Source organism: Albimonas pacifica (assembly GCF_900113695.1).
Taxonomy (GTDB): Bacteria; Pseudomonadota; Alphaproteobacteria; order Rhodobacterales; family Rhodobacteraceae; genus Albimonas; species Albimonas pacifica.
Genome location: NZ_FOQH01000004.1, coordinates 550359 through 563166, shown reverse-complemented (window position 1 = coordinate 563166; position 12808 = coordinate 550359). Strand labels below are relative to the sequence as shown.

General features: G+C 71.6%; 14 protein-coding genes. 11 read left to right on the top strand and 3 right to left on the bottom strand.

All coding sequences use genetic code 11. The features are described from left to right. Positions 1–17: 17 nt before the first annotated feature. Positions 18–668: a TetR-like C-terminal domain-containing protein gene (locus BM064_RS10950; RefSeq protein ID WP_245779123.1), complete on the bottom strand. Its 651-nt coding sequence runs from the start codon at positions 666–668 to the stop codon at positions 18–20. Between the two features lie 19 nt (positions 669–687). Between BM064_RS10950 and BM064_RS10945 the strand changes: the two genes are divergently transcribed. The 3 genes from BM064_RS10945 to BM064_RS10935 are packed head-to-tail and all read left to right on the top strand — an operon-like array spanning position 688 to position 2560. Beyond that, positions 688–1152 (top strand): nuclear transport factor 2 family protein, encoded by a 465-nt coding sequence (locus tag BM064_RS10945; RefSeq protein WP_092859789.1) that lies wholly within the window; start codon positions 688–690, stop codon positions 1150–1152. 39 nt (positions 1153–1191) lie between these two features. After that, positions 1192–2151, top strand: a complete 960-nt coding sequence (locus BM064_RS10940; protein ID WP_092859788.1) for a quinone oxidoreductase family protein — start codon at positions 1192–1194, stop codon at positions 2149–2151. A 25-nt stretch (positions 2152–2176) separates the two neighbouring features. Next, a complete protein-coding gene (locus BM064_RS10935; protein WP_092859787.1) occupies positions 2177–2560 on the top strand; it encodes a nuclear transport factor 2 family protein in 384 nt (127 codons plus the stop codon). Between the two features lie 26 nt (positions 2561–2586). Here the strand turns inward: BM064_RS10935 and BM064_RS10930 are convergent, their stop codons facing one another. Continuing rightward, positions 2587–2952 carry a winged helix-turn-helix transcriptional regulator gene (locus BM064_RS10930; RefSeq protein WP_092859786.1) on the bottom strand — a complete coding sequence of 122 codons (366 nt, stop codon included), beginning with the start codon at positions 2950–2952 and terminating at the stop codon, positions 2587–2589. A gap of 99 nt (positions 2953–3051) precedes the next feature. Between BM064_RS10930 and BM064_RS10925 the strand changes: the two genes are divergently transcribed. Together BM064_RS10925 and BM064_RS10920 are read left to right on the top strand one after the other, a co-directional pair. Continuing rightward, positions 3052–3798, top strand: a complete 747-nt coding sequence (locus BM064_RS10925) for an SDR family NAD(P)-dependent oxidoreductase (RefSeq protein WP_092859785.1) — start codon at positions 3052–3054, stop codon at positions 3796–3798. Between the two features lie 47 nt (positions 3799–3845). After that, positions 3846–4817: an LLM class flavin-dependent oxidoreductase gene (locus BM064_RS10920; protein WP_092859784.1), complete on the top strand. Its 972-nt coding sequence runs from the start codon at positions 3846–3848 to the stop codon at positions 4815–4817. A 35-nt stretch (positions 4818–4852) separates the two neighbouring features. Here BM064_RS10920 and BM064_RS10915 read toward each other — a convergent pair whose 3' ends face one another. After that, positions 4853–5779 (bottom strand): LysR family transcriptional regulator, encoded by a 927-nt coding sequence (locus BM064_RS10915; RefSeq protein ID WP_092859783.1) that lies wholly within the window; start codon positions 5777–5779, stop codon positions 4853–4855. Positions 5780–5887: 108 nt separating this feature from the next. On the opposite strand from BM064_RS10915, the gene BM064_RS10910 reads away from it, so the two are divergent. The 6 genes from BM064_RS10910 to BM064_RS10880 all read left to right on the top strand — a co-directional run bounded on the left by BM064_RS10910 (position 5888) and on the right by BM064_RS10880 (position 12715). After that, positions 5888–7114: an MFS transporter gene (locus tag BM064_RS10910; protein WP_245779122.1), complete on the top strand. Its 1227-nt coding sequence runs from the start codon at positions 5888–5890 to the stop codon at positions 7112–7114. 84 nt (positions 7115–7198) lie between these two features. Further along, positions 7199–8089 (top strand): PhzF family phenazine biosynthesis protein, encoded by an 891-nt coding sequence (locus tag BM064_RS10905; RefSeq protein WP_092859781.1) that lies wholly within the window; start codon positions 7199–7201, stop codon positions 8087–8089. A gap of 164 nt (positions 8090–8253) precedes the next feature. Next, positions 8254–8646 carry a RidA family protein gene (locus tag BM064_RS10900; protein WP_092859780.1) on the top strand — a complete coding sequence of 131 codons (393 nt, stop codon included), beginning with the start codon at positions 8254–8256 and terminating at the stop codon, positions 8644–8646. A gap of 9 nt (positions 8647–8655) precedes the next feature. Beyond that, a complete protein-coding gene (locus tag BM064_RS10895; RefSeq protein WP_092859779.1) occupies positions 8656–10743 on the top strand; it encodes a prolyl oligopeptidase family serine peptidase in 2088 nt (695 codons plus the stop codon). Further along, positions 10740–11606: a class A beta-lactamase gene (gene bla / locus BM064_RS10890; protein ID WP_218161006.1), complete on the top strand. Its 867-nt coding sequence runs from the start codon at positions 10740–10742 to the stop codon at positions 11604–11606. The genes BM064_RS10895 and bla overlap by 4 nt, the downstream gene beginning before the upstream one ends. 806 nt (positions 11607–12412) lie before the next feature. Then, complete coding sequence (locus BM064_RS10880; RefSeq protein WP_143103305.1) at positions 12413–12715, top strand: hypothetical protein; 303 nt, start codon at positions 12413–12415, stop codon at positions 12713–12715. Positions 12716–12808 lie beyond the last annotated feature (93 nt).

Genomic DNA, 12808 nt, shown 5'->3' with positions numbered 1-12808 from the left:
GCCCGGTGGGCCGCGGCTCAACAGGCCTTCAGCGCCGCGACGAGCGCAGCCGCGTGCCGCGCGATGTCCGCCCGCCCGGCCGGCCTGCCGCGCACGATCATGCGCCAGTAGAGCGGCGAGGGGATGAAATCGAGCGCGAGCTCGCGATCGATCCCGGCCGAGATCTCGCCCCGCGCCACGGCGCGGTCGAGCAGCGCCTCGCCGAGCGCGCGTCGCGCCGCGGCGACGCGGTCGAGCGCCGCGGCGAGGTCGCCGGACCGCGCGCGTTCGGCGGCGAGGTCCGGCACGATGCGCCGCACCAGCGGGTGACGCAGGGCGCGCCGCGTCTTCGCAAGGTAGGCGATGATGTCCGCTTCCAGCGACCCATGATCGGAAAACTCGCCCAGATCGACCCCGACGCGCTCGATCGCGTCGGATGCGAACTGGAGCTTTCCCGGCCAGCGCCGGTAGATCGCCGCCTTGCCGGCGCCGGCCCGCGCCGCCACGCGCTCGAGGCTGATGGCCGCGTAGCCGACATCCGCCCACTCCTCGAACAGGGCGCGGAACAGCGCCTCGGTCAGATCGGGACGGATGACCGCGGCGCCGCTGGGCGTTCGCCGCTCCTTGCCGTCGATACTCTTGCGTTCCATCCAAGCGGCCCCATGTGACGCGGAACGGTAACGTTCCATCCAGAAAAAGGAAACCCGCATGACCTCGACGCAAGACCAGTTCCCCAGCCTGTCGGCTCTGCTGCGCGAGGGCCTCGGCGACGCGCTGGCGCCGGACGCGGAGACGTTGCTCGAGATGATGACCGACGATGTGTCGTTCGAGTTCCCCTTCGCCCTTCCGGACGGCATCGAGGTCATCGACGGCAAGGCGGCCCTGGCCGCTTACCTGCCGAAAGTCGGCGAGCTTTTCACGATCGAGTCGCTCACGCTCGATCGCGCGTTCCTTGCGACCGACCGGCGCAGCGGCGTGCTCGAGTTCACCGGCAAGGCTCACGCCACCGCGACCGGGGCGCGCTACGACCAGACCTACGTCTCGGTCGTCGACCTGAGAGACGGGCTGATCTCGCGCTATCGCGACTATTGGAACCCGCTCGTCGTGCTGTCCGCGACCGGTGGCGCGGATGCGGTGAACAGCGCGCTCAAAGGCGCGGCCGCGGATGCGTGACCTTCGCACCGCGCGACGCGACACCGATCGGAGGCTCTCGTGAAAGCGGCCGTCTACGACGATTTCGGCCCGCCCGCCGTTCTGCGCAGCGCCGAGATCGCCGACCCCGCGCCCGGCCCGGACGAGGTCCTGATCGACGTCGCCGCGATCTCGATCGAGGGCGGCGACCTCATCCGGCGGCGGACGACGACGCCGCCGCGGCGGGGCTACGTCGTCGGTTATGCGTCGGCGGGAACCGTCGTCGCCGTCGGATCGGCGGCGACGAGGCGCGCCGTCGGCGACAGGGTGACGGTCTTCGCGGACGAGGGATCGCACGCCGCCTTGCGCGCCGTCCCGGAGGCGCAGACCTGGCGCATTCCGGACGGTCTCGACTTCGCGCGGGCCTCGGCGCTGCCGATCTCGTTCGGGACCGCCCACCACTGCCTCTTCGCCCGTGGCGCGCTGAAGGCCGGGGAGACGGTTCTGGTCCAGGCCGGCGCAGGCGGCGTCGGGACCGCGGCGATCCAGCTCGCCAGGCGGGCCGGAGCGACCGTCGTCGCCGTCGCCAGCGGCGCCGAGCGGCTGGCGAAGCTGACCGCGCTCGGGGCCGATCACGTCGTCGACCGCCGCAGCGAGGACGTCGTCGCCGCGGTCGCCGCCGCGACGGGCGGCAAGGGCGCCGATCTCGTCGTCGATCCCGTGGGCGCGACGTTGCAGACCTCGCTTCGCGCGCTCCGGCCGGAGGGGCGGCTGGTCTTCGTCGGCAACGCCGGCGGCGGGACGTCGAACCCGGACCTGTGGCCCGCCATGGCCGCCAATCAGTCGCTCCTCGGCGTCTTCATGGGGCCGCTTTTCACCCGCCCGGAGGTCGCCGCAACGGTGGACCGCATGCTCGCCGACGTCGCCGACGGCGTGCTCGACGTGGCGATCGACCGCGAGTTCGCCCTCGAGGCGGCGGCCGAGGCGCACGACCATGCCGAACGGGGACGCCCGTTCGGCCGCGTCGTCATGCGGCCCTGACCCTTGCGCATGACCGGAGACCGAGATGCCCGATCCCGCACGGAACAAGGCGAACGTGATCGCCTTCTACGAGCTGATGTTCAACGCCTGCCGCCCGCGCGAGGCGATCGAAAGATACGCCGGCGACGATTACATCCAGCATAACCCGCATGTCGAGACGGGCAGGGCCGGATTCATCGCCTATTTCGAGCGCATGGCGCGCGAGTGGCCCGGCAAGCGGGTCGAGGTGAAACGCGCCGTTGCGGAGGGAGACCTCGTGGTCCTGCACTGCTTCCAGCACTGGCCTGGGAGCCGGGACTACGCCGGGATCGACATCTTCAGGCTCGATGCGCAGGGCAGGATCGTCGAACACTGGGACGTGCTGCAGGCGATGCCGGAAACGTCGGCCAACCCCAACGGCATGTTCTGAGGCGCCAGCCGCCGTCGGCCCTGTCCTCAGGCCGCCGTCCCGGGGCCGGGCGCCTCGCGTCGCGACATCAGCCTTTCGACCTCGGTCATGTGGTCCGTTCCCCAGGCGCAGAGCGGGCCGAGCGCCTCCGCGAGCGTCCCGCCGAAGCGGGTCAGCGAATACTCGACCTTCGGGGGGATCTCCTGGAAATCCCGCCGGTCGACGATCCCGTCGGCCTCCAGTTCCTTGAGCTGCTGGATAAGCACCTTGTCGCTGACCTTGCCGATGGCGCGCCTCAACTCCCCGTAACGCCGGGTTTCGTGAGCGAGATGGAAGAGGATCAACGGCTTCCATTTGCCGCCGATGACGGCGAGCGCGGCGTCCAGTCCGCAGGTGAAGGAGGGGCGGGTCATGGTCTGGGGCTCCGCTAGGCACTTACCAGAAGGTGCATACTGGAACCCAGGAAAGCAACCTCCCATCTCGGAGCGAGACAGCAATGCCAGGAGGACGACATGGCCAGGCTTAGAGGAAAAGTGGCCGTCATAACCGGCGGCAGCAGCGGCATCGGGCTGGCGACGGCAAGGCGGTTCGTGACGGAAGGCGCCAAGGTGTTCATCACCGGTCGCCGCCAGGAGGAGCTGGACAGGGCGGTCGAGGCGATCGGCGCCGGCGTGACCGCAATCCAGGGGGACGTGTCGCGCCCGGGCGATCTCGACCGGCTGTTCGCGGCCGTGCGCGAGACGAGCGGGCGCGTGGACGTGCTCTTCGCCAACGCGGGCCTTGGAAAGATCGAGCCGCTCGGCGCCATCGACGAAGCGACCTTCGACCTGACCTTCGGGGTCAACGTGAAGGGAACGCTGTTCACGGTGCAGAAGGCGCTGCCGCTGATGCAGGCCGGCGGGTCCATCATCCTCACGGGCTCGACCACGGGCTCGACGGGGACGGCCGCGTTCAGCGTCTACAGCGCGACCAAGGCGGCGGTCCGCAACTTCGCGCGGTCCTGGGCGCTGGATCTGAAAGGAACCGGCATCCGGGTCAACGTGCTCTCGCCCGGCTCGACCGAAACGCCCGGACTGAAGGGCCTGGCTGCGCCCGGCGAGGAGGAGGCGCTGCTCGCCGATTTCGCCGCGCAGATTCCGCTCGGGCGCGTCGGGCGTCCTGAAGAGACGGCGGCGGCGGCGCTGTTCCTCGCCTCGGACGACAGCAGCTTCATGACCGGCGGCGAAGTCTTCGTCGATGGCGGATCGGCCCAGATCTGAGGCCCGTCGGCGTGACCCCCGGACCCGCAACGAAGGACGGCTCTCCCATGTCGGCAAGCGCCTCGCCCAGCCTGACTTTCCGCGACCGCGACCTGTCGGTCGGCATCGTCGCGCCCGTCCGCCCCTCGGGCGGGGCGGAGATCGACCATGCCCAACAGGTCGGCCTGGCCGCAGAGGCCGACGCGCTCGGGTTCGCCGCCTGGTGGGTCCGGGACGTGCCGCTCAACGGCGCCTGGTATCCGGAGACGTTCGGTCATCTCGACCCGTTCGTCGCCCTCGGCGCCGTCGCGGCGCGGACCCGCCGGATCGCGCTCGGCACCGCCGCCACGGTGCTGCCGCTGCGCCACCCGCTGCATGTGGCGAAAGCCGCGGCGTCGCTCCAGGCGCTCTCCGGCGATCGCCTGCTTCTGGGTCTCGGCGCCGGGGACCGGCCGCAGGAATTCGGCGCCTTCGGCGAGAGCCACGAGCGCCGCGGAGCCACGTTCCGCGAGCGGTGGGCCGTGCTCGAAGCGGCGCTCCGCGCTCCGGGCGCCCTCTCGATGCCGGGGGGCGACTTCGAGCTGCGGCCGGCGCCCTTCGCGCCGCCGCCGCTCTACGCGATCGGGTCCGGCGGACAGACCGTCGACTGGATCGCCCGGAACGCCAGCGGCTGGTTCACCTATCATCGCGAACCTGCCCGCCAGCGCGAGCGGCACGCCACCTGGAGGTCGGCCGTGGGGCGGCACGCGCCGGATGCCTTCCGCGCCTTCGGCGTCGCCATCCAGATCGAGCTTACCGACGACGGCGGCCCCGCGACGCCGGTCGAACTCGGCTACCGCACCGGTCCCCAGGGTCTGGCCGAGATCATCGAGGAGCAGCGGGACCTCGGCGTCCATCATCTCATCGCGAGCCTCCGCCCGACGGCGATGAGCCCGCGAGACGCGCTCGCCGGCGTCGCCGAGGCGGCGCGACGTGCCGGCGCCATGGCGCCTCCTGCGGCAGGCGTCGCCGGGGCCGGATCGGCGCGGGCCGCGCCTTGAACGCGGCCCAGCGCCTCTGGCGGCGGCATCGGGGATCAGCCGTCGAACGCGCCTTGCGCGCGCCGCCTGGACATCCGCTCTGCAAGGAAATCGACAAGCGCACGGTTGCGCGCCGGCATCATCGCGCCGCCGATATACACGGCGTGAAGCGGCTCCCGGTCGCGGGGATTGAAGTCGTCGAGCAGGGTCGTCAGCCGACCGCTCGCGAGGTGCTCGGCGACGTGGAAGTCGGCGACCCGCGTGATGCCGTGGCCGCCGAGCGCGAGCTGCACGAGGGTCTCGCCGCTGTTGGCGGTCATCGTGCCGCCGACCTGGCGGACGACGGTGCGCTCGCCTTCGCGAAACGGCCATCCCGCCTCGGCGCGCCGGAAGCCGAAGTCGAGACAGTTGTGCCGGGCGAGGTCGGCCGGCGCCGCCGGCGCGCCCACCCGCGCGAGATACGCCGGAGACGCGACCACCGACCGCCCGGTCTCGCACAGGCGCCGCGCGGTCAGCGGACTGTCGGCGAGCGGCCCGGACCGGATCGCGACGTCCACCTCGCCCCCCATGACGTCGGCAAGCTCGTCGCCGACGTCGAGGTCGAGCGAGATCTCGGGATAAAGCGTCACGAATTCCGCCAGCAGCGGCAGCAGGACCAGCCGGGCGTAGGCCGCGGGCATCGTGATCCGCACCCGTCCGCGCGGGGATCCCTGGTCGGCGACCGAACGCTCCACCTCCGCGATGTCGGCGAGAATGCGCCGGGCCGAACGCGCATAGGCCACCCCCTCGGCCGTCAGGCGAAAGCGGCGGGTCGTGCGGACGACGAGCTGCACGCCGAGCCGCGCCTCCAGCCGCTGGACGATCCGGCTGACGGCCGACGGCGTCAGGTCGAGCCGACGCGCCGCGGCCGACAGGCTCCCCTCCTGCGCGGCCGCGACGAAGGCGGTCATCTCGCCTGTCTGGTCGATCCTGTCGCGCTTCATTCGTGCTTCCAACGCAAAGCTGTCGGTCCCGACGCCCCACTACCTGGCAATTCACATCAGCACCTATGTGCCAAAGCATCAAGTGGAGCGCGCCTGCCCATCGGCCCGATGCGCGGCGGCTCCCCGCACAGCACAACAAGACAGGTGTCAGACATGCCTCTCGCCCTGTGGGCGCTCGCCATCGCAGCGTTCGGAATCGGAACCACCGAATTCGTCGTCTCGGGTCTGCTTCCCGAGGTCGCCGAGACCTTCGACATCACGATACCCGTCGCCGGGCACATGGCGACGAGCTATGCGCTCGGCGTCTTCGTCGGCGCGCCGATCACCATCATCCTGGGGGCGCGGCTTCCCCGCAAGACGATGCTGACGGGTCTGCTCGTGCTCTTCATCGTCGGCAACATCGTCACGGCGATCGCGCCGACCTACGCCGTCGCGATCGCCGGACGGGTGATCACCTCGCTGACGCACGGCGCCTTCTTCGGCATAGGGTCGCTGATGGCGGCGGACCTCGTCGCGCCGCAGCGCCGAACCAGCGCCATCGCCTTCATGTTCATGGGCCTCACCGTCGCGACGCTGATCGGGATACCGGCCGGGACCTGGCTCGCGCAGACGGCGTCGTGGCGCGCGACCTTCGCGGCGATCGCCGCGGTCGGGGTCGTCGCCATCGTCGGCGTGGTCGCCTGGGTGCCCCGCACGAAGCGGCAGGTCCCGCCGCGGCTGGGCGAGGAGCTCGCGGCCTTCGCCGACCTGCGCTGCCTTCTCGCGATGGGGATCACCATCCTCGGCCCGGCCGCCTTCTTCACCTCCATCACCTATGTCGCGCCGATGGCGACCGAGGTCGCCGGCTTCGACGAGGGCGCGGTGACGTGGCTCCTGTCCCTCTTCGGCCTGGGCCTCTTCGTCGGCAACGTGCTCGGCGGGCGGTTCGCGGACAGGGCGCTGATGCCGCTGCTCTACGTGACGCTGAGCGCGCAGGGGATCGTGCTCCTGGCCTTCTACGCGCTTGCCGAGAGCCAGATCGCCTCGGCGATCGCGATCTTCCTGATGTCCGCCTTCGGCTTCGCCACCGTCGCGCCGATCCAGAAGCTGGTGACCGACAGCGCCAGGGCCGCCGGCGCCCCGAACCTCGCGGCTTCCGTCAACATCGGGCTGTTCAACCTCGGCAATGCGATCGGCGCGGGGTTGGGCGGCGCGGTCATCGCGCAGGGCTACGGTTTCGCCGCGCCGAACTGGGCGGGCGCGGTCCTGTCCTTCGCGGCGCTCGGGCTCGCGCTCGCCTGCGGGCTCCTCGGGCCGCGCGCGCCGTCGCCCGCGCCGGTCGCCGGCAATGCCTGAGCGTCGTTCCCGGCTTTCGCAGCGCGCCGCCCGGCAGATCCCGCCGCGCCGCCGCGGCGCGCCGCCCATCGGAAGGAGACCCCGATGATCCGACGTTACGCCACCGCCGATGTCTTCACCGACGCGCCGCTCGGAGGGAACCCGGTCGCGACGGTCTTCGACGCCGAGGGACTGAGCACCGACGAGATGCAGGCCCTGGCGGTCGAGTTCAACTATATCGAAAGCACGTTCCTGCTCCCGCCGGCGGACGCCCGCAACACCGCCCGGCTGCGCATCTTCACCCCCGACCGCGAAATCCCGTTCGCGGGGCATCCCAACATCGGGACCGCGTTCCTCCTCGCGCGCTCGATGGCGGCCGCGGGGGCGGAGGTTCCCGGCCGCTTCGTGTTCGAGGAGCTGGCCGGCCCCGTCGAGATCACGCTCGCCAAAGACGGCGACCGGGTCTGCGGGGCCGAGCTTCTTTCTCCGCAGCCGCTGTCGCGGGGCGCGACGGCAGGCGCAGGCGCTGCGGCCCGCCTTCTCGGCCTTGATGCCGCCGACGTGCGCACCGACCGTCATCAGCCGCAGGTCGCTTCGGTCGGCCTCGCCTTCCTCGTGGTCGAACTGCAGTCGCGCGAGGCGCTTCGGCGCGCAAGCCGACAGGCCGGCGACGCCCTGCTGCCGCTCGATGGCGCGCGATCCGTCTATGCCTACGTGCGCGACGACGCGGCGCCGGGCGAGGCGGCCGTCGCCATCCACGCCCGCATGTTCACGCCGCGCCTTGTCGAGGATCCGGCGACCGGCAGCGCCACCGCCGCCGTGGCCGGACTGATCGCCGAACTCGCCGGACGCGACGTCGCCGTTCACGCCTCGCAGGGCGAGGACATGGGCCGGCCGAGCCGACTCGTCGCCCGGGCGTTCCGCGACGGGTCCACGACCCGCGCAACGGTCGGGGGACGGTGCGCGGCGATGTTCGAGGGGACGTTCGAGGTGTGAGCGCGCTCCCGCCGACGCCCCGGCGCCCGTCTCGCCGAGACGCTTGCGTTCCGCCCAGGGCGATCCCATATGGTCGGAACGCTGCCGTATCGACCGACGAAGCCTCCACGGAGGCCGGAGCCCCCCACGCCGGGACCGGCCGACCGACGCAAAGGAAGGCCTCCATGAGCGCCAACCAGGCCATCTTCCCCGCGGCCCGCACCGCGGTCTACGAGAAGCACCGCTACTCCGCCGCGATCCGGTCCGGCGACCTCCTGTTCGTCTCCGGGCAGGTCGGCAGCCGCGAGGACGGGTCGCCCGAGCCCGACTACACGGACCAGGTCGAGCAGGCCTTCGCCAACCTGAAGGCCGTGCTCGAGGCGGGAGGCTGCAGCCTCGACGACGTCGTCGACGTGACCTCGTTCCACACCGACCCCGAAACTCAGTTCGAGACGTTCCTCGCGGCCAAGGATCGGCACTTCCCCGAGGCGCCGTTTCCCAACTGGACGGCGATCGGCGTGACCTGGCTCGCCGGTTTCGACTTCGAGATCAAGGTCGTCGCCCGCGTCCCGGGCTGATCGCGCCCGATGCCATCCCCCACCTATCCCGTCACCGAGGCGATCGACGTCGTCGAGGAGCATTTCGGGCGCCGGGTCAGCGACCCATACCGCTGGCTCGAGAGCGACATGCGCGATGATCCGCGGGTCGCAGACTGGATCGCGGCGCAGAACGCCGTGACCGAAGCCTGCCTCGCGGCCTTGCCCGGCCGCGCGGTTTTCGCCGAGCGTCTCGCCGCGGCGCTCGACTTTGAACAGCTCGGCGCCCCGATCGGGCGCGGAGATCGCCTCTTCTTCACGCGCCGGTCCGGGGCGGACGACCAGCCGTCGCTGATCGTGAGGGAGGGCGGGCGTGACCGAACCCTGTTCGACCCGAACCGCTGGTCCGACGACGGGTCCGTCGCGCTCGGCGAATGGGCCCCATCGGATGACGGTCGCTTCGTCGCCCTCGGGGTCCAGGACAGCGGAACGGACTGGCGGACGATCAGGGTCGTCGACGTCTGCGACGGCGCCGTGCTGGCCGACGAGGTCCGGTGGGCGCGCTTCACCCTGATCGCCTGGGCGGCGGACGGTTCCGGCTTCTTCTATTCGCGCTACCCCGAACCCGCCGGCGGAGCGGCCGACCCGGCCGGCCTTTCCGGTCACGCGGTCTGGTTCCATCGCCTCGGCGCCGACCAGTCCGCGGATCGCCTCGTCCACGCGGATGCCGAGCACCCCTTCGCGCTCAATCTCGCCGACCGGACCGACGACGGGCGATTCCTCGTCATCACGACCACGCCGGGGCCCGGCGTGAACGCGCTCGCCGTGGTGGACCTCACGGATCCCGACTGGATCGTGCGCCCTGTCGTGACAGGGTTCGATGCCGAGTGGTCGGTGATCGGCAGCGAGGGAGCGCGGCTCCTTCTCGTGACCAGCGACGCGGCCGAGCGTCGCCGGATCGTCACGCTCGACCTCGACGATCCGCAGCCGAGCCCCAGGCAGATCGTCGCCGAGGATGCGGCCGTCCTCACCAGCGCGGCGCTCATCGGGGGCCGCATCCTGGCGACCTGCCTCGTCGACGCCCAAACGGAGCTGCGCCGCTTCGCGCCCGACGGAACGCCTGACGGCGTGGTGCAGCTGCCCGGCATCGGCAGCGCCGGCGGCTTCCAGGGCCGGGCCGCCGACACCCATGCCTTCTTCCTGTTTTCGAGCTTCGACACCCCGATCACGGTCTGCCGCTACGATGTGGCCGCCGACAGGCTCGAGATCTGGGCCGAGCCGGAGCTGCGCGTCGACCGCGAGCGGATCGCGGTCGAGCAGCGCTTCGTCACGTCGAAGGACGGCGCCCGCGTGCCGGTCTTCATCGTCCGGCGGCGGGACGCGACGGGCCCGACGCCGACCCTGCTCACCGGCTACGGCGGCTTCGGGATCAGCATGATCCCGGTCTACAACCCCGCGCACATGGCGTGGATCGAACAGGGCGGCGCCGTCGCCACCGCCAACATCCGCGGCGGCGGCGAGTATGGCCGGGCCTGGCATCGGGCGGGGCAGTTCGAGAACCGCCAGAACGCGTTCGACGACTTCATCGCCGCCGCCGAGTTCCTCAAGGCCGAGGGGATCGCCCCGCAGGACGGGCTCGCGATCCACGGCGAGTCCAACGGCGGTCTCCTCGTCGGCGCCGTCGTCAACCAGCGGCCGGACCTCTTCGCGGCGGCGCTGCCCGGAGTCGGCGTCATGGACATGCTGCGTTATCACCGCTTCACCGGCGGGATGCTGTGGGCCGGCGATTTCGGCAGTCCCGAAGAGGAGAGGCACTTCGCCAGCCTCCTCAGCTACTCGCCCTACCACAACATCCGCCCGGGCGCGGACTATCCGGCGATCCTGGCGACCACCGCCGACGGCGACGACCGCGTCGTCCCCGGGCACACGTTCAAGTATGTCGCGGCGCTGCAGGCGAGCGACCTTGGTCCGAAGCCTCGCCTCGTCCGCGTCGAGAGCCGCGCCGGTCACGGAGCGGGCCTGCCCCATGACAGGACCATCGCCCTCTACGCCGACATGTGGACGTTCGCCGCCCGCTGGACCGGCCTCGCGGTCGGTTGGCCGCGCCAGGCCCGCATCTCAAGTCAGGACGCAAGATGAAGATCCTCACCGCGCTTTTCATGCTGTTCGCGCTCGCCTCCGCCGACCTCGCGCATGCCGAGGGCGATCCGATCCTCGACACGGTCCGCCGGATCGAGGCCGATCTCGGCGCCCGCGTCGGGCTGTCGATCCACGACACGGGCCGCGGCGATCGCTGGGAGCATCGCGCCGACGAACGGTTTCCGATGGCAAGCACGTTCAAGGTTCTCGCCTGCGCCGCGTTGCTGTCGCGCGCGGATGCCGGCGCGATCGACCCCCGGCGGACCGTCGCGATCCGGCAGAGCGACCTCCTGAGCTACGCGCCGGTCACCGAGCGTCGGGTGGGGGGCGAGATGAGCCTTCATGCCCTGTGCGAGGCCACGATGAGCACCAGCGACAACACGGCCGCGAACATGATCATCGACGCTCTCGGCGGTCCGCCTGCCGTCGCACGCCTCGCCCGTGGGCTGGGCGACGACGTCACCCGCCTCGACCGCCGCGAACCGAGCCTCAACGAGGGCGCGCCGGGCGATCCGCGCGACACCAGCACGCCGGCGGCGATGGCGGCGACCTTCGAGACCCTCGTCCTGGGCGACGCCCTTTCGGACGGTTCGCGCGCGCAGCTCGTCGAATGGCTCGTCGGCAACGAGGTCGGCGGACCGCTGCTGAGGGCCGGCTTGCCCGCCGACTGGCGCGTCGGGGATCGGACCGGAGCGGGCGGGCACGGCACGCGCGGCATCGTCGCGGTCCTGTGGCCGCCGAACCGCGCCCCGCTGATCGCCGTCGTCTTCATCACGGAGACCGACGCCTCGATGGACGCGCGCAACGCGGCGATCGCGTCCATAGGCGCGACGATCGCCGAGGTCGTGTCCAGGAGGCCGTAGCGCGTTGTTCGGCCTGCGCGCTCGGGTCCTGCCTCGCGCATCGTCGTATCGCCCCGGCGAGTCCACCGGATCCTTCGGCAGGCTCGCAGATGGGCGAGCGCGCCCGGCCGTCACGCCATGCGTTCAGTCCGACCGCCATGTCGATCGCGCGGCCGGCGACATGGCCGCCGTCGGGCCAGGCCACGCGGCGCACGCGCGCGGAGACGCCCCCAGCGTCGACTCCGGCGGATGGATGCAGGTCGGGACCCGCAGCCGGCGGGCCATCCACGCCGAGCGCCGCCGCCGGCATCTCGGTCGGCGTCGCGCCGGGCGGGACGACGTCGCCCATGCTCTTGCGGCGGCGCAGGTCCCGGGCGACGCCTCGCGCGGAGCCCACGGGGGCGGACGTCGTCCCCGCATGGCCGTCGCCCCGCCGGGGGCCGCGATCTGGATGCTGTCCGTCGCCAGCGCCCATGAGACATCCGAGTCGATGTCGTGACGGAGGGGTTCGGCTCGCGATGAAGACGAACGGCATGTCGTTTCCCGCGCGAAGACCGCGTCGCCATTGCCGCGCGGACCCATGGCGCGCCAATGGCGACCCGTTTTCAGGATGTCACGCTGCGACTTGAGCTTGGCGACGGAGGCGATCCGTTCGGTGCAATCCACTCTGATCGGCGTCCCGTCGCCCCCCCGGAACTAGGCTCCAGAATGCCTTCGCGATCGCTCGGGGCCGGCGTCTGGATCCTGGTGGCGGAGACAGGCGCGTCGTTCGTCCAGGGACATGGTTCGAGGCGATGTTCCGGGCGCCGCGGGCGTCCCGGAAGCCAGTGCGCGAGGCGATCCGCTCGGACGAAACGGGGTTCGCTCTGGAGCAGAGCTTCGAGCCCCATCCGAAGATCGGCCCCCGGTGGGGCGATACGGCCATCCTCGCCGCCGCGAATGCGGTGCGGCCGAACCGTGAGCGGCGGACGCGGACGCGGATCTTCGCGGAGCTGCACGGGCTCGGTCGTGACGGCGGCGGCGACGCCGTGCGCGGCTGCGCAGCCGACTGGCGCCGCGCGTGCGCGCTGATCGAGGGCGCCGCGACACGGTTGAGGTCGGACATGTCCGGCTCCGCCACGGCCAGGTGACGCTCGAGCGGCCCAGCCCCGCCAGATGCGAGGCGGATTGCGCTCGACGCCCGCGACAAGGTGTTCGCCGTCTTCGGCGAGTCCTGCGGACGC